This window comes from Alteromonas sp. ABH4_453, assembly GCF_056160665.1.
On sequence record NZ_JBSWXP010000009.1, the window covers coordinates 43,885 to 66,490 of the forward strand.

Consider the following 22,606-nt stretch of genomic DNA (forward strand, 5'->3'; position numbering starts at 1 on the left):
GAAAACCATAATGGAAATCACTTTTGAACTTGGGTATGCGCTAGATACCTTTTATTTTCTAATCTGCGGTGCACTGGTTATGTGGATGGCTGCAGGTTTTGCGATGCTTGAAGCTGGTCTTGTTCGAGCGAAAAACACCACAGAAATTCTAACTAAAAACATGGCACTATTTGCAATTGCTTGCACCATGTACATGATTTGCGGCTACGGCATTATGTACGGCGGTGGCGACTGGGGTCCATTCCTAAGCGGTATTATGGGTGACGGCGCAACAGGTGTAGCTGAAGATCCAGCAACCTATGCACCTTCTGCTGACTTCTTCTTCCAAGTAGTATTTGTTGCGACAGCAATGTCTATCGTATCTGGTGCGGTTGCTGAGCGTATGAAGCTTTGGGCATTCCTAGCGTTCGCAGTTGTTATGACGGGCTTCATCTATCCAATGGAAGGTGCTTGGACATGGGGCGGCGAAGCAGTATTCGGTATGTATACGCTTGGCGACCTTGGTTTCTCTGACTTTGCAGGTTCAGGTATTGTTCACATGGCCGGTGCGGCTGCAGCGCTTGCTGGTGTACTTGTGCTTGGTGCTCGTAAGGGTAAATACACCGCTGACGGTAAAGTAAACGCGATTCCAGGTGCAAACTTACCGCTTGCAACTTTAGGTACATTTATCCTGTGGATGGGGTGGTTTGGCTTCAACGGCGGTTCAGTACTGGCTACTGCAACTGTTGAAAGTGCAAACTCAGTAGCGATTGTATTTATGAACACAAATGCTGCAGCTGCTGGTGGTGCAATTGCTGCACTTATCGTAGCACGCATTCTATTCGGTAAAGCTGACCTAACTATGGTACTTAACGGTGCACTAGCTGGTCTTGTTGCTATCACGGCAGAGCCATCTACTCCAACGCCTCTTCAAGCTACTCTATTTGGCGGCTTAGGCGGTATCCTAGTAGTGCTTAGCATTGTTGCACTAGATAAACTTAAGATTGACGATCCAGTGGGCGCAATTTCAGTTCACGGTGTGGTTGGTCTACTAGGTCTTATCCTTGTGCCTTTCACAAATGACGGTTCGAGCATTTCTGGTCAGCTAATTGGTGCAGCGACTATCTTCGTATGGGTATTCGTAGTGAGCCTAGTTGTGTGGCTAGTGATTAAAGCGGTGATGGGTATACGTGTGAGCGAAGAAGAAGAATTCGACGGCGTAGACATGAGCGAATGTGGTCTGGAAGCATACCCAGACTTCACAAGCAGCCGTTCGTAAGAGAGTCTCGATTAGGCAACGAAACAACAATAACAATAATGCCTTATTACTTCGTTTAAGCCCCGCTAATGCGGGGCTTTTTTCGTTTCATGCAATGTGTTTTAAGACCATTACTGAGCTTAGGAAAAGAGCCTAGGCGTAATGTGACAATAACGCTACACTATGAATCGATAGACTAACGCTAGATTTATTATCGGCAACGTTTTAGTAAAAGGACGGTTATGATTGCAAGTGTGCGACTTCTACCTTTGATACTGGCTTTCTTTAGTATCAGCTGTTTGGGCTATGACAGAATAACGGGGCATCCCTTTGCAAGTCGCTCAGAAGTTATTGCAAAGAACGGCATGGCAGCAACAAGCCAACCATTAGCTACGCAAGTGGCTTTGGATATTTTAAAGCAAGGTGGCAGTGCGGTTGATGCAGCTATTGCAGCCAATGCCATGTTAGGTTTAGTTGAGCCTACAGGCAGCGGTATTGGCGGCGACTTATTTGCCATTGTGTGGGATGCAAAAGAAGAAAAGCTAGTTGGCTTAAACGCTTCTGGCCGTTCACCCAGACAGTTAACCAAAGCGGTGTTTGCCGAGCGTGGTTTGCATCAAATTCCAAAATTTGGTCCGCTACCTGTTTCTGTCCCTGGCGCTGTAGATGGCTGGTTTGCACTACACGAAAAATTTGGCAAGCTGCCCATGTCTACGCTGCTTACGCCATCTATCAAATATGCCCGTGAGGGGTTTCCTGTTTCAGAAGTCATTGCCTATTACTGGCAGATGAATCAAGAGCGAATTGGTCACTATGACGGCTTTACAGAGACTTTTCTTATCGACGGGAAAGTTCCGCAAAAAGGCGATGTTTTTAAAAACCCTGGCTTAGCCGTGACCTATGAAAAGATTGCAACAGGCGGGCGAGATGCTTTTTATAAGGGCGATATCGCACGCACTATCGATGCTTACATGAAGTCCCAAGGCGGCTTTTTGTCATACCAGGATTTGTCATCGCATACCTCGGAGTGGGTAGAGCCCGTTTCTGCTAACTATCGCGGGTATGATGTGTGGGAACTTCCGCCCAACGGACAAGGCATAGCGGCCCTACAGATTCTTAATGTGCTTGAGCACTATGATATCGAAGGAATGGGGTTTAACTCAGCAGACTACATCCATACCTTTGTTGAAGCCAAGAAGCTCGCCTTTGAAGATCGCGCTAAGTTCTATGCGGATCCAGACTTCAACGATATTCCAGTCGACTGGCTAATTTCGAAAGAGTACGCGGCTAAGCGTCAGAAGCTCATAGATAATGAACGCGCAGCGAATCGCGTGGATGCGGGTATTTATGAAGGGGATACCATTTATCTGACCGTTGCTGATAAAGAGGGCAATATGGTGTCCTTAATTCAAAGTAACTACCGCGGAATGGGCTCAGGCATGACACCTCCAGGGCTAGGTTTTATTCTTCAAAATAGAGGTGAGATATTTACGCTTGAAGAAGGGCACTTTAATGAATATCGCCCAGGAAAGCGTCCATTTCACACCATTATCCCGGCTTTTGTAACCAGAAACGGTAAGCCAGTGATGAGCTTTGGCGTGATGGGCGGTGGAACTCAGCCCCAAATGCATGCACAAATTATTGTAAACATTCTCGACTTTGGAATGAATTTGCAGGAAGCGGGGGATGCTCCACGCATACTGCACAGTGGGTCGAGTAGCCCAACGGGTGCGTTGATGACTGATGGTGGCTATGTGAGCTTAGAATCAGGGTTCAGTGAAACCGTTCAGCGAGAGCTCATGGAGCGGGGGCATAAGCTTCAACGTGTGGTAGGCGCGTTCGGTGGTTATCAGGCCATTGCTTGGGACGAGCAGAAAGGTGTCTATTTTGGCGCTTCAGAAACGCGAAAAGATGGACAAGCCGCGGGCTATTAAGCACACTAGTGTAAATAATAAGCGGTGGAGTTAATTTGTTCCCCCGTTTGCTGCTTCGCTTTAAAGGGTTTCAAAGTTTGAAGCAGCCGCTACACTTTACAATAAGGTTCGCACAACAAAGCGCGGCGATTGATCGCCAGCAGCGAAACGTCAGAACAAGGCGTTAATAACAACAAGAGCGGCAATGACACAACCACAAAAAGGCCTCTGCGCTGAGCCAAATTTACATGCACAGTATTTGTTACTGAACGTCATTGATGACGATAGCCAAGCCGTGCGCGCCAAATTATCTCGCGTGCTGGATATATTCGAACATTTTGAGAATGAGCACTACGAGGCCATGGTAACTGGCGTTGTCGCTATTGGTACCGGTTACTGGGCTGAGGTATATCCTGGTCTTATCCCTGTTGAGCTTGCCCCTTTTCCTGACATGCAATGTGAAGATCGAAGCGCACCCACTATGCCTTGCGATCTCTTCATTCAAATTCGCGCTGATAGGTTAGATATTTGCCACGCCGTTGGTATTGAGGTCATGGATTTGTTACGCATACACGTGGAACTGGTAGAACAGATAAGAGGCTTTAGGTACTTAGATGGCCGCGACCTTAATGGTTTCTTGTATGGCGCAGATAACCCACGTGGAATGAAGCGCAGAGAAGTGGGTATTATTGGCGAGGATGACCCGGACTTTAGTGGTGGCAGCTACGTGCACATACAGCGCTATCGCCATGATTTAAGACGCTGGAACAGCCTTTCAAGTCGCCAACAAGAGCAAGTGATGGGCACAACACAAGAACATAACCTGGTAAGTAGCGAACAGTCTGAATCTTCACACAATGTCAGGGCAAGTACAGTTGCGCCGGATGGTGACGAGCCAAGACTTATTAAGCAAGGCATGCCATACGGTGATATGGCCTCTCAGGGCTTATTCTTTGTAAGCTGTAGCGCAAGTGCACGGCCTTTCAAACAGATGCTTCACAGCCAAATATATGGCAACGGAGAGGGCGACTACGACCGCTGGTTGGACTTTACCAGTGCTGAAACAGGTGCTGCGTTTTTTGCTCCTTCGATCAGCTTTATTCGTCGGCAGGCAAAGCTCTCAGAAAACTAAGAGCATTGAATAAGAGCAGATCTTCATCGGAAGAAGTAAATGCTTCAACACCCAGTCGACCGACGAAAAAAGTCAGTTTTATAAACGCTAGAGAACTAAAGCGCCGTCCCAATCAGGCGCAAGGTCTAAATTTCTATAAATTCGGCACACATCAACATGGTGGTGTACAAGAGAGTCATTGGGGCTAATCGCTAGCGCTGTCTCAAAGTACGCGATAGACTCGTCCCACTGCTGATTAATTCTACACGCCAGGCCCGCTGCAATCTTCGTTTGCACGGCAAGTTTTTTATCTTGCTCATGCTCTGGAAGGTGGCTAAGAATTTCATAAATTTCGATAGGTGCTTTTCGTCCTTTTACCCTCACCCAGTCAAGTAGTCGGGTTTTGATAGGAAAGCCAGGCCCTATCATTTGAAGTACTTGAGCGCTTACGATTATATCGGCCTGATACTTAGGTGTTAGGGCTTCTAACCGAGATGCGATGTTGACACTATCACCTATCACCGTTGTATCCATCCTATCTTCTGAGCCTACGGTGCCCATAATGACTTGGCCGAAGTGGATACCTATACCCATATTGATAGGTTCATAGTCACAATTTTTTCTGTGCCCGTTATAGATGGTTAACGCCTTGCGCAAATCTAATGCCGCTTGAACTGCATCCAATGCTTTTTGCTTAGAGGTTCCGCCTTGATGGTCGAACAGGGCCATGATGCCGTCGCCCATAAACTTATCAATAAAGCCTCGGTTTTGGTGGATAGGGTCATTCATTCGCGTGAAATATGAATTCAGAAAATTCATCAGTTCTTGCGGGGTTATACTTTCGGAAAAACCTGCAAAGCCACGAATATCACAAAACATGATAGCGACATCGTTTTCAGCTGCGTAGCCAAGCTCTAGTGAATCCATGTCGGTCGTAGCCATGTGCTCAACGAATTGACGGGGTACAAACTTTTGAAAAGTTTGAGTGAGCTTCAAGGCTTCGTCGGCGGCAGCCTGAAACCGAACCTCATCAGCAGCCTGAAGCGTGGCTTCATACTTACTGGTGTTGCGTGAAAGGGCTTTTCTCAGTCGATATTTGAAGCGCCTGCTGCGCCTGATGTAAAGAGTGCTTATAACAGCGCTATACACAATAAGAGCGCTTAACGCACTTGTTTGCCAATCCATTGTTAATCAAACCTTTCAATTTCCCACATAAAAAACAGCACAACGGGAGTCGAAACCTATGCTGCCGAGAAAGTATCAAAGAGGATTCGGCGTTAACACATTACTTTTGATTACATTTACGAAGCGTGTTAGCGCCGAGCTTGGATTAACAGTAAAGGGCAATTTAATTTATAGGGTTGAGAACACTTTATCTGCTGCAGCAAGAGTTTTTTCAATGACCTCTGCATCGTGCGCTTTAGAGACAAAGCCTGCTTCGTAAGAAGCGGGAGCTAAGTAAACACCTTGCTCTAACATACCGTGATAAAACTTATTAAACTGCTCTGTATTACAGTTAATCGCTTGCTTATAGTTGGTAACTTTCTCTACGTCCGTAAAGAATATCCCAAACATACTGCCGGCAATATTAGTAGTTAGACTAATATTGTGTTTGTCAGCCAGCGCTTGGAACCCATCAACAAGTTTTTGTGTATTCTCAAAGATAGAGTCGTAAAGATCTGGCTGTTTAATTTGAGTTAATGCAGCAAGACCTGCGGCCATGGCAACTGGGTTACCTGAAAGCGTACCTGCTTGGTAGATAGGGCCGGTTGGCGCGATATGAGTAATAATATCACGGCGACCACCGAAACAGCCCACTGGCATACCACCGCCAATCACCTTACCTAGACAGGTTAAGTCGGGTTTAACCTTGTAGCGCTCTTGTGCGCCGCCACGGGAGACACGGAACCCTGTCATCACTTCATCAAAAATAAGTACGCTGCCGTACTCGTCGCAGATAGCGCGAAGCCCTTCAAGGAACCCTTCAACGGGAGGAATGCAGTTCATGTTGCCAGCGACTGGTTCAACGATAATGCAGGCGATATCATCGCCGTGCGCTTCAAAAATATCTTTAACGCTATCTAGGTTGTTATATTCAACCGTTAGCGTATGCTCGGCAACATTGGCAGGGACACCTGGTGAGCTAGGCACACCAAGGGTTAATGCGCCAGAGCCAGCTTTCACTAAAAGTGAGTCTGCATGTCCATGATAGCAGCCTTCAAACTTAACAATTTTGTTTCTGCTGGTGTAGCCGCGAGCAAGACGAATAGCTGACATGGTGGCTTCTGTGCCAGAGTTCACCATGCGCACCATCTCCATGGATGGAACCAGTTCGCTAACCAATTCAGCCATAATCACTTCAGCTTCAGTAGGCGCGCCAAAAGAGAGGCCGCTGTATGATGCTTCAATTACGGCCTCGCGAATTTTTGCATTATTGTGACCTAGTACCATCGGCCCCCAAGACTGGATGTAGTCAATGTATTGCTTGCCATCCGCATCCCACATGTAAGCGCCGTCAGCTTTAGTAATGAAGCGGGGTGTACCGCCTACCGCTTTAAATGCGCGAACAGGTGAGTTTACGCCACCAGGAATGGTTTTTTGGGCGCGGGTAAATAGGGCTTCAGATTTTTGCATGTAATTACTTACTCTTATTGCTGTACCAAACTACGTCACGCTCATACTTAGTAAGAAGGTTTTCTACACCTAGAGTAAGCGCAAACAAAGCCATTCTTACAAGCACCCCATTGTCGGTTTGCCTAAAAATAGCGAGGTTTGGATTGAGGTTTAGATCGTTATCTAATTCATTGGCTTCCATACGTGAATCTCGTGGAAGTGGATGCATGATAACGGTCTTCGACTGAAAATGTTTCGTGTAGATTGACTGGTTTAAACGGAACTTACCTCGGTATTTATTCGCTTCTTCTTGAGAGGGAAAGCGCTCTTCTTGGATACGTGTTTGATAGCATATATCCGCATCCATATTTCCTTCGAGCGTGTCCGTGATAGTAAGTTGATGTCCAGCGTTTTCTATTGCGTCAATAATTGGTTGAGGCATGGCCAGCTCTTTCGGCGAAATGAGCGTAAAGCGAATGTTTTTAAACAAACATAACAAGCGAGATAATGAGTGTACCGTTCGACCGTATCGCAGATCGCCAATCATTGCGATATGTAAACCATCAATACCGTGACCGTTGTACTCCAGCTCACGTTTAATTGTGAATAGATCTAAAAGTGCTTGGGTGGGGTGTTCGTTTGCGCCGTCTCCCCCATTAATTACAGGCACTCGACTACCTTCTGCAAACTCAGCAACAGAGCCGGCTGCAGGGTGTCGCATGGCAATAATATCAGAGTAGCCGCTGAGCACGCGGGCGGTATCATAAAGTGATTCGCCTTTAGCAAGTGCAGAACTAGACATGCCAGTAGTTTCTCTTACTTCGCCGCCTAAAAGATTAAAAGCAGTGCCAAAGCTCACGCGGGTACGCGTGCTAGGTTCAAAGAATAGATTGCCGAGAATTGCGCCGTCTAATACGGTCGTGCGCTTTTGTCGCTTGGCATAAGGCTTCATGGAATTGGCGACTGAGAAGACTTTCTCAATGGCGTCGCGATCGAATTGATTAACCGAAAGAATGTGGTTACCGGTAAAGTCAGACATGCGCTTCTCAATCATCAACGAAAACGGCGCTAGTTTATAATACCGCTGATATTAAGTCATTAGGACAAGGTTAATCTTGTATCACGTTTTGCAAAGAATGGGCGACGGTAAAACGTCAGTTATGCTTTGCAAGAAGCATCAGCGTTTGCCGCTTTGCTCGGTATAGTGAGTGAAAAGTAAAAGAATCTTTTCAGCTGCGCTATTTACGTGCGCTGTAATCTCGTCGTCTTTCAGTGGAGATTGAATGCCGCATAGCATCATGGTGTGATACTCACCCTTTAGTAGTGCACAAAAGTCCACAGCAAGTTGTTGTGCAACCTTAGCGTTCAAGCTGCCTTGTCCAAATTTCTCTATGACTGAACTCAGGGTTGCGAGCGATGCTTCAGGGCCTGCTTGATAAAAAAGCGTAGCCACGTGCGGGCTGTTTACTGCTTCGGCTATAATCACGCGGAATATGGCGATGGCTTCAGGGTCTTGTAGTAAACGAACAAACTGGCACCCCACTTTTTGTAAGCATTCAAACAGTGAAAGTGAGCCGGAAGTGGCATCAATGAGTTGTTGAGTGTCGAGTTGATAAGATCTGCATTTAGAGGATATAGCAGCTTTAAAAAGTGCGTCTTTGCTCTCAAAATGAGAGTAAACGGTCTGTTTTGATACGCCCGACGCCTTAGCCACAGTGTCCATTGACGTATTTGCAAACCCTTCTTTTAAAAACAGGCAAGACGCTGCGTGCAATACAAGGTGGTATTTCTCTTCACTTTTAGGACGGCCTTGCTTTTTGTTGGTTGCCACGTGCGTTCTCGCTTTATTGCAGAATATTTAAATATCAAACTGGACGGTCTAGTATTTATATACTAGCATAGCACAATAAGTATGCAAATATAGCCTAAAGCATTCGCTAAACTGGTTAAAGGAACTATTATGACTGCTGTAAATACACCATCTAAAAGTGGCAAATTCACGTTACTTATTTCGATTGCCGTTTTTACAGCAGCACTGGTGGTATTGCTGATGACGGCCGGTTTGGGCAACGCAACACAAACGCCAGAAGCAAAGCTGCCGGTGGCCGTGTCTACTGGCCAAGTAAAGATTCAGTCAGGCTTTGAAACACCTATCAATGTGTTCGGCTTAGTTGAATCACCTAAGGCAACGTCGTTATCGTTTGACGTCGCTGGTCAAGTAACTCGAATGCTTGTTGAAGAAGGCGATGTAATAAAGAAAGGCGACATGCTTGCGCAACAAGACATTGCGCGTCTTACAGCGAGAAAAAGAGAACTTCAGGCTGCAATTGAACGCGCAAAGGCAGACCTTGCTCTTGCGAAAGTAAACAGCGATAGAACCACGTCATTGGTAGAAAGAAAGCTAGAATCTGCACAACGATTAGATGAAGCAAAAGCGAATTTAAATGTTGCTAAGGCCCAGTTGAGTGAGATGCAAGCCGCCCTCGAATCTCTTAATGTGGAGATTAGAAAAACCACACTTTTTTCACCGTTCGATGGTGTCGTAAATCGCCGCTTTTTCGATGAAGGCAGTGTGGTGAGTGCAGGCAGTCCAGTGTTTGGTATTACAAGCAGTGAAAATTATCAGGCGCGCTTTGCGGTGCCTGCTGACGTTGTAGAGCAATTTGAAGTAAATGAACCTGTGCTTGTACGCGTTGGAGATATAGATGTAGCAGGGACGGTATCCCAGCGCCTTCCTACGCGCAACGTGCAAACTCGAACCGTAGATATCCTTGTTACCCTTAATAGCAATAAACGTGTGCGCCCCGGCGATATGGCCATTTTGTCTGCGTTCCGCTCTCATTCTGAAGTGGGCGCATGGCTTCCAGTTAACGCACTGAGTAATGGGCTTAGGGGTCTATGGCGTGTCTTTGTGTTACCAAAAGAAGGAAACGCCACCTTGCAAGCACGTGTGGTAGAAGTGGTATACACCGATGGTAACAAGGCGTTTGTTCGCGGCGCACTTGAAGACGGTGATATATATGTTGATGAAGGGACGCATAAACTAGCGCCAGGGCAGATGGTAGCCATTCCCAGTCAACAGCAAGCTGGGGCGCGTTAATGAAGTCATTCAATGTCGACACCGATAAACCCTATCCTTGGTACACGCTGTTTTATCGACGTGGCCATTTGCTTATTTTAAGCTTGTTGATTTTGATCACCGCAGGCTTATCAGCATTGGGCTCTTTGCCACGTATTGAAGACCCTCGAATAGATACAAGAAATGCGTTGATCATCACTCAATACCCAGGTGCATCAGCCGAGCGGGTTGAAGCCTTAGTCAGCGATGTGTTGGAAGACAGGTTAAGAGAAATATTTGAGATTAAGGAAGTAAAATCTACGTCTCGTGCGGGTATTTCTATTATCTTAATTGAGACTCAGGACTGGATTAATAACACCAGTAACGAGCAGCTATTCAGTGAAATTCGCGATGCAATAGGTGCAGCCGCTCAGTCTTTTCCACAAGGCGCAATGGCGCCAATATTTGACGAAAAACGCGGGGCAACCGCCTTTACCCTGTTGCTTTCTCTTCGTGCAGACCATTTTGAAAATACCCCAATCACACTAACTGCTCGGCTGGCTCAGGAACTGACAGACCGCCTTCGCAACGTTAACGGAACTGAACTCGTGCGTGTATACGGCGCACCGCAGGAAGAAATCAGTGTCAATATAGACCCCATTAAGCTTGCCGCCACAGGACTTACACTACAGCAGGTTAGCAACACAATTAGCCGAGCCGATCCCAAGTTGCCAGCTGGCATGTTGAACACCGAGCAAAGCAACGTGCGCTTCACAGTGGGGGAAGGGTTAAATGGCGTCAATATGATAGCGTCAATTCCTCTGGTGAACGCGCAAGGCCGCTACTTGAGGGTAGAAGATGTGGCGTCGGTAGAGCGCAGTTACACCACGCCTAGAGGCGAGGTAGCCTTTTTAAACGGTGAAGAGTCAATCTTCGTAGCAGCCCGTATGCAGCCTTCGCTACGTTCTGATGTGTGGACTAAAAATGCGTTAGCAGTTGTCGAGCAATTTAATAAAGATTTCAGCGGAACTCTGACTGCGACAGCCGCATTTGAGCAAAACGAATATACGGCGAACCGCTTGGCTGACTTGTCGATGAACCTGCTTATGGGTTGTGCCGTTGTCATGATGGTCATTCTATTGTTTATGGGATTTCGAGCGGCGTGGATTGTGGGTTTAGCACTTCCATTGTGTGCGGCCTTTGCCCTGTTTTCGTTAAGCTTTTATGACGAGCAGATACATCAAATGTCAATTTTTGGGATGATTATTGCCATCGGCTTGCTTATTGATAACGCCATTGTAATCACCGATGAAATACGCATTAACCTACAAGATCCCAACTTAACTCGGGTGGGAGCAATGGCTAAAAGTGTTTCTCACCTATTTGCACCTTTATTGGCTTCTACACTTACTACCATTCTCGGCTTTATGCCTATTTTCCTTCTTGATGGAAATATCGGTGATTTTGTAGGGCCCATTGCGATTAGTGTGGTTATGGCGCTGATTGGTTCGCTGTTTATCTCTTTGACCATTATTGCTGCGTTGGCCGCTCGCTTTTTACCCAAACACGACAGTGACTCGTTCCGCGAAAAGACATCACAGCCTTGGTGGAAAGTTGGGTTACAAGCTCCCCAGCTTAGTCTGGCTTTCAAAAAACAGCTAGGTCGCTGGATTAAACAGCCTATTATTGTGCTACCTGTTGTTACCTTACTTTGCTTGTCAGGTTTTGTACTCTCTTCAACACTTGCTAACGTGTTTTTTCCAAGCGCAGATAGGGATCAGTTTGAAGTGTATCTGTGGACGAAAGAGGGAAGCAGTATCGATAACACTACACAATACGTTAAAAAGGTTGATACCGCTATTCGTGACGAGCGAGGGGTGAAGCAAGTCAGTTGGTTGGTGGGTGGATCAGCACCGTCAGTGTATTACAATCAAATGATGACCCGTGACAACATGCCGTACTTTGCTAACGCGGTTGTGTCAACACACACGGTAGAGGATGCCGTAGCGCTGGTAGGTAAGTTGCAACACTCCCTCGACAGTGCTTACCCAGAAGTACAAATTGTAGTACGGGCGTTTGGTCAGGGCCCCCCTATTGCCGCGCCTGTTGAAGTAGAAATCTTCGGTCCCGATCTTAATATACTGAACGACCTAGGCGATAAGGTGCGTATGCTGATGTCACAAGTTGACGGCATATCTCAGTCGATCACCAGTATTTCAATGGGTGAGCCTGAGCTTAAAATAAACGCTGATAGCGATAACCTGTCTTACCTCGGTTTAACGCTTTCTGAACTTGCCAATCAGATGCAAATTAACTTCTCAGGGATTACAGGCGGCTCTGTTCTGGAAAGTACAGAGGAAATTCCCGTTAGAGTGCGACTTGATGAGGCATACAGACAAAATGTAACGGGTGTAGATGCTATGCCCATACCCGTAGCCGGTGATCATGCTATTTCTTGGTCGCCTTTGGCCGCAGTGAGTAATTTAACACTCCAGCCTGCAACTAGCAGCATTACCCGTGTAGATGGAGAAAGGCTCAATCGCATCCAAGCGTTTTTGCTTCCTGGTGTACCAGCAATTGACGCCAGTAATCAGTTAAGAGATTTGCTTGAAAGTCGATTGGTGTTGCCAGAGGGCTATAGGATCCATTTGGCGGGTGATGCGGATGAACAACAGCAAGCGTTAGGTAAGCTTGCTACCTATGCACCGGTTTTATTAGTGCTGATGGTTACCACGCTCATTCTGACATTCACTAGCCTGCGTATGGCAGGCGTTATTGCACTTGTTGCCATTCTCTCGGTAGGGTTGGGAATGTTCAGCTTATGGATCTCCGGTTTGCCCGTAGGATTTAACCCTCTCCTTGGCTGCGCGGGGCTTATCGGCGTCGCAATTAACGGCTCGATCGTCGTTATCGCAGCTATTAATGCTAATCCTGAAGCAAAGCGAGGTGATACAAAAGCTATCGTTGAAGAAACCATGAGCTGTAGCCGGCATATTCTGTCGACAACATTTACAACGGTAGGCGGCTTAATACCGCTGCTGTTGTTCAGTGAAGGGAGCTTTTGGCCGCCGCTGGCTGTTGTCCTTGCAGGTGGTGTAGGTTTCTCTGTTATCTTATCGCTAGTTTTTACTCCGACTATAGTGGCGGCATTTCAGCGGTATCGTTATAGAAATAGCACATTAGCTTAATTTTAGGGTTAAACTAACCCTTTTTAATGAGCGTATAATAAGGGTGTATCAGCGTATGCGAAAATCAAACCCAATATTGCGCTGGTGGCATACTGACTGCGTGAAATGCAAGCGCGTCAGACTCTATATTGTTTGGGCCATAATTATGTTGGTGGTGTACTTGTATGTCTGGCAATAGTGTTGAACCTATCTATATCCGAGCTGCGTCAAAAAGTAACGGCATTACTAGCCTAGTATTGGGCTGTGTAGGTCTTTGTGTTGCAGCGTTATGGCTGGCATTTTTACCTGATTGGTTGTTCCTGGCGGGAATATTTTTGACGAGCGCTGCACTGGTGTGTTTACTGGTCGGCTATTTTAAGGTTCGCGAGCCAGACTTCAGCTTAGAGATAGCGAAAGATTATATTACTTATCGCCATCGCCTTGGCAGTTGGCGAATTCACTGGGACAACTTACAGCGTGCAGATTGCCCCCGTGTGCGGCATGGGCTTGACCATGTTCCTCTAGAAACAATCGGTTTTAAACTGAAAAGCTATACTGATTTTCTAAATACAATCTCACCTAGGCTCGCTACACACTTACTGATGGAGCAACGACCTTTGTTAATGCAAAATACCGATGAGGGGTGCGCATCGGGAAGCTGCTATGAACAATCAATGTTTGATGACAAACAGTATGTCATGGAGGACGGTACCGTTATTAAGGGAATAAAAGCCATGCTAGCACACCGCATGGTAGAGCTAAGGAAAAGGCTGGGTTTTGACATTTTTATCGCAAGCTCAGAGTTAGACAGAGACGCCAGCGAATTTGCTACTCTAATTACCCAATGTCAGCAAACACGCCAGTCTTCTCTAGACAGTTAATCAGCAATACACGCTTTACTTAAAGCTTAAGAAACGCACCGTTAAAGGCTAGATTTACTCTCTCGTAATATTTTTTCGGCTTCCGCGATAAGTGCAGGTAAATGCTCATTCACAAGGTTATGTTGGCCTAGTTTAAGCGCACTTTCGGTTTCATGTGCAAGGTGCTGCATAAGTGGAAGACCAGTATAGCAACACGCACCGTGTAGCTTGTGCACTTCGGTTTTAAGTTCGTCGTAATCTTGTCTCTGCCAAAGTGTTGAAAGCGTATCGATACATTCTGGTAGCAGAGCGACGAAGCCATCTAACATCTCTCTTGCGGTATCTTGATTTTGATTAGCACGCTTTAATGCGAGCTGCCAATCGAGAGAGGGCAATTCAATTTTTCCTGGTTCAATATTGTGACACCATGACTTAATAAGATTAATTAGCAATTCTACTTCAATGGGTTTAGGTAGGTAGTCGTCCATACCAGAAGCAAGTAAGCGCTCCTGTTCCTCTTTGAAAGCATGAGCAGTAACGGCAATGATGGGGGTGCCCATATTTATAGGAGACTTACGAATCTCTCTGGTAGCTTGTATGCCGTCCATCCCCGGCATCTGAACGTCCATCAAAATCAGGTCGAATTCTTGTGTTTGACACTGGTTGACGGCGTCTTGTCCGCTAATTGTCGTGATAAGCTCTACGGGTGATTGATCAAGCCATGTATGCAGGAGCTTTAAATTCATTTCCATGTCATCAACGGCTAATATTCTTACGTTAGGTAGGCTGCCAATCTTCTCCTGCATCGCATTTTTTGCCGGCGTCGTGTGCTGATTCACCAAACTATCTAATTTAGTCAAGGTAATGGGCATGCGCACTTGGGAATGGAAATGTTGCGAAAGGGTGGGATATTGAGCAAACGGTTCGGGTCCAGAGTACCAGAGAATTCGCTTTTGAGCCGGGAATTGTACAAATCGGCTAAGAAAAGTATCACGTAGCGGCATTTTACTTACCGGTACCGTTGCCATGAAAAAATCATACTGACCATCTAGTGTAGCTAGGTAGTCCAAAGACTCCACTGAAATAATATTCGCGCCCAAAATCGATAACATGTTAGCGCTTGAGCGACGGGTTGCAGGAATGGGATCGAATATCACAACGCTTTTCCCTTTCCAATCGTTGCTACTTATCAGCGAATACTTTTGGCTTAACTGATTCATGCGAAGGGATACGCTAAATGTTGAGCCCTGTCCAAGAACGCTTTTAAGGGTAAGGTCGCCGTTCATTAGACGAACTAACTCTCTGCTAATAACAAGGCCCAAACCAGTGCCTTGATAGTTGCGATTGAGCGCATCATCTACTTGTGAAAATGCGTTGAAAAGCTTTTTCCTGTCCTGTCGGCTAATGCCAATACCCGTATCTTCAACGGTAATATTTAACTCGTGGATGCCGTGCGGTAACGAGCGCCCACTTGCTGAGAATGTAATGGCTCCACTGGACGTAAATTTTAATGCATTACTGAGCAGGTTATTTAGCACCTGTTTGATGCGAAACACATCGCCAATGAGCTTTTCAGGTAGCGGGTTTAAGTTAAAAACGAATTCAATACGCTTACTGTGAGAAGATTTAGCCATGATGGTGACCATCTCTTCGAGCAATTTATTCGGTGAAAACGGTTGATTGTTTATTTGCAATTTACCGGCTTCAATTTTCGAAAAGTCGAGAACATCGTTAACAATAGTGAGTAAGTTTTCAGCGGCAGTATTGACGATTCGCACTTGCTCCTGTTGATCTGTTGGCAAAGGCGCGTTGTTGAGTTCTTTGCTGAAACCTAGTATCGCATTCAGCGGAGTTCGAATTTCGTGGCTCATGTTTGCTAGGAACTGAGACTTCACGTTGCTGGCTTTGATCGCATCTTTTCGCGCAATGTCTAAGCGCGCGTTCTGCTCTTCAATAAGCTCAACGTTGTTGCGCAAATCGTTAGTGGCTTGCTCAACTTCACTTTCAAGCTGACTTCTGCTTTTCTCCATAAGCGCGAAAGAAAAAAGCCCAGCCTCTAGGAAAACGCCAACCTGAAAACAGTAGGTAGTAAAATCATTAGAGGGCAACACGCCAATAAGGCTTAACATGCCAATAATAGCGCCGGTGGCAAGCATGCTCCATGCAAAGATAAAATAGCGTGCAGGTTTGAAATTGTTAAAGAAGGCTTCAAACCCTGCGTAGATATAGCTCAAAATAGCTACCAGGCCTACACCATATACAAGGTTGTTCTTCCATATAGAGGGGAGAAGGTCGACAAAGCACACTAGCCCTGTTAATACCTGGCATACCAATAACAGGTTGATAATGGGATGGGCAGTGGGGGAATGTTTTTCGGTTTCTAAAAACGTCATGGTAAATAAGCCTGAGCTTATTCCAATAATGACGAATATTAGCTCTGAATGACCAACCAGCCATGATGGAATGCCTTGTGTGAACAATAGGTGTGTATGCCCGCCCCACACAAACTGCCACAAAATTACCGCCAGTATATAGCCGACATACGCAAGTAGACTCTTTTCTCTTACGCCAAAAAACAGCGCTAAATTGTAAATCGCAAGAATGAGTAAGCCACCGTAGAAAAAGCCCCACAGCAAACTGTCCATCTGAAAGTAACTGCTATGAAGAGGTTCTGCTTGGATGCGAAGCGGGGCAATTAGACTGGATGAATGGCTTTCAATGCGAATGTAAAGGTCGACGGGGTCGCTAGTAGGAAGTTCAACACGAAAGGTCGGCACGCGAAAAAGTTGTTCCTTTTGTGCTTTTCCCTGATGACTTTGACTAATGACCTTTCCATCTTTTACTAAGTAAAAGTCAACGCTATCCAGCTGGCTAAAGTTGATTGAAAAGACCCAGTGTTTGTCGTTCGACACATTGGTTACTGACGTAAGCAGCCACATGCCGTTATTACGAAAACCAAAATTGGGGTTGCCGTGTGGATGCATCAAAAAGTCGCTTCGCCTTCTTGATACATCACCAATGGTAAGTTGGTAATCGGTTTCGAATAGAAAATACAGTGAATCTGACAAATCAAGCGTACTTTGTTCATCAAAAAGCTGCTCGATATGCTGGGCATGTAAGTATGAGGGCAAGAAGCTACCTAACAAAACAAGCAGGAAAAAGAATACGCGAAATATTGCCATATTAATCTGTACTTTAATTACTGTCTAAATAAGGGTTTTATTATTTTTAGGGTGAAAATTGAACGGCAATATTCACCCTTCCCTATTTAACCACTCTATGTACGTAATGACAAAATATTGCGCCACAGCAGTTAATCGCTAGGTTTGGTTTATTACGCAACAAAGGTAAACAGCCTTTTTGAGCGCTCAAATGTTATGACAAATGTTTTCAAGGATTGCACACAATTGCGGTTTACCCCACAATAGCTTTATTGCTCGCGTGAATTCAATATGTGGTGCGCTAAACCACCCATAAACGACCGCCTCACTAGTACGAGCCTATTGGTATTAATAACAAAACGAAAAAACTATCATGAGTGACGAGATCATCATTAATCGCGATGGGGTAGAGCAACTTCCTCTTCGACGTTTCACCGAAGACGCATATCTAAACTATTCTATGTACGTCATCATGGACCGTGCCCTTCCGCATATTTCAGATGGTTTGAAGCCGGTACAGCGACGCATTATTTATGCAATGTCAGACTTAGGCTTAAGCGCGAACGCAAAGTACAAAAAATCGGCAAGGACCGTCGGTGATGTATTGGGTAAGTTTCACCCTCATGGAGATTCTGCATGTTATGAAGCGATGGTGCTTATGGCGCAGCCTTTCTCTTACCGTTATCCGTTGGTCGATGGGCAGGGTAACTGGGGGGCGCCAGATGATCCTAAATCGTTTGCGGCCATGCGTTATACCGAAGCGAAGCTTTCTCGATTCTCGGAAGTGCTGCTTAACGAGCTCGGCCAGGGTACTGTAGACTGGGTACCAAACTTCGACGGTACGTTAGAAGAGCCTAGCGTCTTACCTGCACGCTTACCTCATATTCTCCTAAATGGTGTGACGGGTATCGCAGTGGGCATGGCGACCGATATTCCACCTCACAACGTAAGAGAGCTGGCTAACGCGTGTGCTATGCTGTTGGATAACAGCAAAGCAGAACTTAGCGATGTGTTAGAGCATGTGAACGGGCCGGACTATCCCACCGAAGCAGAAATTATTACGCCTAAGGCTGATATTCAAAAACTTTACGAAACTGGTCGTGGCTCAATAAAAATGCGTGCTGTATATGGCGAGGAAAACGGTGACGTTGTTATAACTGCCTTGCCACACCAGGCCTCCGGCGCAAAAATTTTGGAGCAAATTGCTGCCCAAATGCAGGCGAAAAAGCTGCCAATGGTGAGCGATCTTCGCGATGAGTCAGACCATGAAAACCCCACTCGCTTAGTGATAACGCCTCGCTCAAACCGCATTGATGTCACCCAATTAATGCAGCATTTATTCGCAACTACCGACCTTGAGAAAAACTATCGCGTTAACCTGAATATGATTGGTCTAGACGGCCGTCCGCAGGTTAAAGACTTGCGTACTATTTTATCTGAGTGGTTGCAGTACCGAAAAGATACGGTAACGCGTCGTTTGCAGTATCGCTTAGATAAAGTATTGGCGCGTCTACATATTTTAGAAGGTTTGTTAATTGCGTTTTTGAATATCGATGAAGTTATCGAAATTATTCGTACTTACGATAAACCCAAGCCTGAGCTGATGTCGCGTTTTGGATTAAGTGATAAGCAAGCTGAAGCTATTCTCGAACTTAAGCTTCGTCACTTAGCCAAACTGGAAGAAATGAAAATTAAAGGTGAGCAGGACGAGCTTGCCGCAGAGCGTGACAAACTACAGCAGTTGCTTGGCTCAGATCGCCGTCTTAAAACGCTTATCAAAAAAGAAATACTTGCAGACGCTGAAAAATATGGTGACGACAGACGCTCGCCAATTGTTGAGCGTGGCGAAGCTAAAGCCTTATCTGAAAAAGAGTTAGTGCCTGCCGAATCAGTAACGGTAGTGCTTTCAGAAAAAGGCTGGGCACGTTGTGCGAAAGGTCACGATATCGATGCGGAAGGTTTAAGTTACAAAGCGGGTGATGCCTACTTATCCAGCGCTGAAGGAAAAAGTAACCAGCCAGCCGTGTTTATGGACAGTTCTGGTCGCACTTTCTCTTGTGACGCTCACGGGTTGCCGTCTGCACGAAGTCAGGGAGAACCGCTAACAGGGCGCTTCAGCATTGTGGGGGGCGAATCCTTCCAGCACGTCATTATGGCGCAAGATGAAAGCAAATTCTTAGTGGGTTCTGATGCCGGTTACGGTTTTGTCGGCACATTTAAAGACATGGTAAGTAAGAACAAGGCAGGTAAGGCTTACCTATCTTTACCTACTGCGGCAAAAGTAATGAAACCCATGCCTGTGACCAACCCAGACTCCGATTGGTGCCTGAGTATTTCCAATGAAGGTCGCATGCTCATGTTTCCGCTTCGCGACTTACCAAGTTTAGGCAAAGGAAAAGGAAATAAGCTAATCAATATTCCTTCAGCAAAATCACAGTCCCGTGAAGAGTATGTCAAAGTGCTGACCGTCGTGCCTGACGGCGCGGCCATTAAGGTTGGTGCAGGGAAACGCAGCATGACGTTGACCGCTGAAGATCTTACCCATTATCAGGGTGAAAGAGGCCGTAGAGGGAATAAACTGCCACGTGGCCTACAGCGGGTTGATAGCGTGGATGTAGTGCCAACGAATAAGGGCGAAGCACCAGAAGATTTATCATAAAGTTTAGGTTGTTCTTGTGCTTAGGTGAACTACACTCATAATGTGAATGAATGAGGAGTTTACATGTTAGGCATAGTTTTTACATCGTTAATTGATATGCTCGAAGAAAAAGTTTCCCCTGAGTTTGCTGACGATGTCATCATGGAAGCTGAGTTAGAAAACGACGGCGCTTATACTGCGGTGGGGTATTACCCGTTTGAGCAAATGCAACGCCTGGTAGGCGTGCTAGTAGATAAAACGGGTAAATCTGCCAACGAGTTATTGTACGATTTTGGTGTCTATCTGTTTGGAAAGCTGGCTGCGGTGCATGGCGATGTACTGGCAAACACAGACGATATACTCGATATGCTGGAGCACTTAGACGGCGACATTCACGTTCAAGTAAAGAAACTCTATCCTGATGCAGATCTCCCTCGTTTTAAAGTGATATCTCGCAGCGATACAACCATGCGCCTACAATACTACTCAGAACGGGAGTTATATCCGCTAGCCGAAGGTTTGATGGATGCCGCCGCAGCTTTTTATAATTGCAAACTTGAAAGGGAAACTCACCAGCTACAAACGCCGCATACCTACGAATTTAGCCTGTCTCTTGTTTAATGAGGCCGCGTAATGTCAGGTGAAACATCACGCGGTACTTCGTATACCCTGGACCAGATTGCTCTGCTAGAGAGGCGTTTTAAGCGAGAGCGAAATGCCAGAGAGCAAGCTGAAAGGTTGCTTACAGAAAAAACCCAAAGTTTGTATGATTCGCTTCAAAGAAGCCAGCGAGCACAAAAGGACTTGGAGCTTGCTTTGTGGGCCTCACAAGAATCTTTTTGGAGTTGGGAAGCGCATAATGACATCATGGAAATTCGCTCTTTCTCGCTCTTTTCGGAAACTGTATCTACTTGGTCTGGCACGTTAATTACGCTTTCAGAGCGCGTTCATGAAGACGATTTAGAAGGGCTTCAGTTTCACTGGACTATGGCACTTCATGGCAATCGGGATCGGGTCGAATTCTCCTTTCGTTTGATGCTAGATGAAAGCTACCAATGGATAAGGTTACGTGGTCGCGTATTACAGCGAGGCAGTGCCGGTGAAGCGCTGCACATTGTGGGGACCACTAAAGATATAACGCAACAGCGAAAATCTGAACAATCTTTTCACCTAATGGCATCAGCTTTTGCCAGTTCACGAGAGCCAATGCTAGTACTCTCTCCTGATCTGGCTATCACGGAATGTAATGATGCTTTTATTCGGTTAATTGCTGTCTCGGTGAAGGAGCAATGCATTGGGTTGGACTTCAACCAAATATTCATTGCTGAAAAAGTGGATAAAGCCCAGTTGGCCCTCGATAAGCAGTTGCGATTTGAGTCAAAGATAAAAGCGCAAAGTGGCGAGATAAAGGTTGTAGATATTTCTATTGCTCTGTTCGAGACCTATCAACAAACCTCGTCCTATCTGATTGCGACCATGCGAGACATTACCGATAGAAAGCGCAACGAGGCCAAACTACGTCAATTAGCCTTACACGATGAACTAACGGGCCTATCCAATCGAAATTCGCTACGTGAGTCCATCGCTGACTTGGTACAAAAGAAGAAGCACTTTATTTTGGTCTTTATCGACCTAGATGGCTTTAAAGCTGTCAACGATAACGCCGGTCATGAAAAAGGAGACGTTGAGCTTCAGCGGGTGGGAGCATTACTTACGGCTATGTTCGGCCCCATTGGTGAAGTTGGCAGGTGGGGAGGGGATGAGTTCATTGCTGTATTACCAGAGCAGAATTTAGAGGGTATCAGCGAACGCGCAGAGCTGCTCATTAGCCAAATAGAAGAAGACGTTATCACCGTAAAAGCGGTTGAGTACGTGTTATCGGCCAGTATAGGTATTGCCCATTTTCCAGAGCACAGCGACAGTATAGAAGGCTTAGTGCAGTGTGCCGACGCCGCTATGTATCGCGCCAAAGAACTTGGTAAAGGACAAGCATTCATTTACGAGCCAGGGCTTTACGAAAGTATGACCCAGCAGGTCAGCATGATAAATGACCTGCGAAGAACAGTAGAAAATCATCTTCTCGATTTCTATATTCAGGGTAAATATGATTTACATGGCGAGTTAAAAGGTGGTGAAGTGTTGTGTCGCTGGATTTCAGGGTTACACGGTGTGGTATCTCCAGCCGTTTTTATTGCTATCGCAGAGGAGCGTAAATTAGATAGCGCCATAGGGATTCAAGCTTTGGATGCGGCGTGCGATTACATTTCTATAATGGAATCGCAGCAAGGTGAGGCTATTCCGTTGTCCGTAAACATAAGCGCTAATCAAATGCTTGACCCTAAGTTTCCTGATCAGGCCGTGTCTATTTGCATGGATAACAATGTTTCTCCTGAGTTTATCGAATTAGAGCTTACTGAGTCGGTCTTTATTCGCGACGAAAAATTAGCGCTTAGAGCCTTAAATACGTTAAGAGAGCATGGGTTTAGACTGTCTCTAGATGATTTTGGCAGCGGTTTTTCGTCCTTAAGCTACCTGCGAAGCTTTCAGTTTGAAGTAGTTAAGGTGGATAAAAGCTTAATTCAAGGTATTCATCAAGACAGTAAAGCAAACGCGCTTTTTAATGGCGTGATAGCCATGTTAAAGAGCTTGCAAATAGACGTGGTGGTTGAGGGCGTAGAGTTGGAGTCCTATCTACCATTTATGGTACAGGCCGATATTCAGTTAATGCAAGGGTTTTACTTCGATAAGCCGATGCCTTACGATCAGTTTTTAGCGAGACATACCACTGAACCTAATCGGTAACGTCTTCAGCTAAGCATAAACAAAAAAAGCCCTATCGGGCTTTTTT

General features: G+C 45.8%; 14 protein-coding genes. 9 read left to right on the forward strand and 5 right to left on the reverse strand.

Features of this window, described 5'->3' with window-relative positions:
- The first annotated feature begins 10 nt into the window (after positions 1-10).
- The 3 genes from ACXAGV_RS17025 (at position 11) to ACXAGV_RS17035 (ending at position 4,282) form a co-directional block, all read left to right on the forward strand.
- Positions 11-1,258, forward strand: coding sequence for an ammonium transporter (locus ACXAGV_RS17025; protein WP_474874263.1), 1,248 nt, complete (start codon positions 11-13; stop codon positions 1,256-1,258).
- A 221-nt stretch (positions 1,259-1,479) separates the two neighbouring features.
- Entirely contained in the window at positions 1,480-3,171 is a 1,692-nt protein-coding gene (gene ggt, locus ACXAGV_RS17030) for a gamma-glutamyltransferase (RefSeq protein ID WP_474874264.1), read from the forward strand.
- Positions 3,172-3,355: 184 nt separating this feature from the next.
- Complete coding sequence (locus ACXAGV_RS17035) at positions 3,356-4,282, forward strand: Dyp-type peroxidase (protein WP_474874265.1); 927 nt, start codon at positions 3,356-3,358, stop codon at positions 4,280-4,282.
- 87 nt (positions 4,283-4,369) lie between these two features.
- Here the strand turns inward: ACXAGV_RS17035 and ACXAGV_RS17040 are convergent, their stop codons facing one another.
- The 4 genes from ACXAGV_RS17040 to ACXAGV_RS17055 all read right to left on the reverse strand — a co-directional run bounded on the left by ACXAGV_RS17040 (position 4,370) and on the right by ACXAGV_RS17055 (position 8,705).
- Positions 4,370-5,446 (reverse strand): adenylate/guanylate cyclase domain-containing protein, encoded by a 1,077-nt coding sequence (locus ACXAGV_RS17040; protein ID WP_474874266.1) that lies wholly within the window; start codon positions 5,444-5,446, stop codon positions 4,370-4,372.
- A gap of 168 nt (positions 5,447-5,614) precedes the next feature.
- Positions 5,615-6,895 carry a glutamate-1-semialdehyde 2,1-aminomutase gene (hemL, locus tag ACXAGV_RS17045; protein WP_474874267.1) on the reverse strand — a complete coding sequence of 427 codons (1,281 nt, stop codon included), beginning with the start codon at positions 6,893-6,895 and terminating at the stop codon, positions 5,615-5,617.
- 4 nt (positions 6,896-6,899) lie between these two features.
- Positions 6,900-7,913 (reverse strand): aspartate carbamoyltransferase, encoded by a 1,014-nt coding sequence (locus ACXAGV_RS17050; RefSeq protein ID WP_474830538.1) that lies wholly within the window; start codon positions 7,911-7,913, stop codon positions 6,900-6,902.
- A 138-nt stretch (positions 7,914-8,051) separates the two neighbouring features.
- On the reverse strand, positions 8,052-8,705 hold the full coding sequence (locus tag ACXAGV_RS17055) for a TetR/AcrR family transcriptional regulator (RefSeq protein ID WP_474874268.1): 654 nt from the start codon (positions 8,703-8,705) through the stop codon (positions 8,052-8,054).
- Positions 8,706-8,834: 129 nt separating this feature from the next.
- On the opposite strand from ACXAGV_RS17055, the gene ACXAGV_RS17060 reads away from it, so the two are divergent.
- From ACXAGV_RS17060 to ACXAGV_RS17070, 3 genes are all read left to right on the forward strand, one after another.
- Entirely contained in the window at positions 8,835-9,974 is a 1,140-nt protein-coding gene (locus ACXAGV_RS17060; RefSeq protein ID WP_474874269.1) for an efflux RND transporter periplasmic adaptor subunit, read from the forward strand.
- The gene (locus ACXAGV_RS17065) at positions 9,974-13,120 is read left to right on the forward strand and encodes an efflux RND transporter permease subunit (protein ID WP_474874270.1); all 3,147 of its coding nucleotides are present in this window, start codon (positions 9,974-9,976) and stop codon (positions 13,118-13,120) included. The genes ACXAGV_RS17060 and ACXAGV_RS17065 overlap by 1 nt, the downstream gene beginning before the upstream one ends.
- A gap of 164 nt (positions 13,121-13,284) precedes the next feature.
- On the forward strand, positions 13,285-13,980 hold the full coding sequence (locus ACXAGV_RS17070; RefSeq protein WP_474874271.1) for a DUF2982 domain-containing protein: 696 nt from the start codon (positions 13,285-13,287) through the stop codon (positions 13,978-13,980).
- Between the two features lie 41 nt (positions 13,981-14,021).
- On the opposite strand, the gene ACXAGV_RS17075 is transcribed toward ACXAGV_RS17070, so the two are convergent.
- Complete coding sequence (locus ACXAGV_RS17075; protein WP_474874272.1) at positions 14,022-17,141, reverse strand: hybrid sensor histidine kinase/response regulator; 3,120 nt, start codon at positions 17,139-17,141, stop codon at positions 14,022-14,024.
- A 352-nt stretch (positions 17,142-17,493) separates the two neighbouring features.
- On the opposite strand from ACXAGV_RS17075, the gene parC reads away from it, so the two are divergent.
- From parC to ACXAGV_RS17090, 3 genes are all read left to right on the forward strand, one after another.
- A complete protein-coding gene (gene parC, locus ACXAGV_RS17080; protein WP_474874273.1) occupies positions 17,494-19,779 on the forward strand; it encodes a DNA topoisomerase IV subunit A in 2,286 nt (761 codons plus the stop codon).
- Positions 19,780-19,842: 63 nt separating this feature from the next.
- Positions 19,843-20,379 (forward strand): heme NO-binding domain-containing protein, encoded by a 537-nt coding sequence (locus tag ACXAGV_RS17085; protein WP_474874274.1) that lies wholly within the window; start codon positions 19,843-19,845, stop codon positions 20,377-20,379.
- A 12-nt stretch (positions 20,380-20,391) separates the two neighbouring features.
- Complete coding sequence (locus tag ACXAGV_RS17090) at positions 20,392-22,560, forward strand: putative bifunctional diguanylate cyclase/phosphodiesterase (protein WP_474874275.1); 2,169 nt, start codon at positions 20,392-20,394, stop codon at positions 22,558-22,560.
- Positions 22,561-22,606 lie beyond the last annotated feature (46 nt).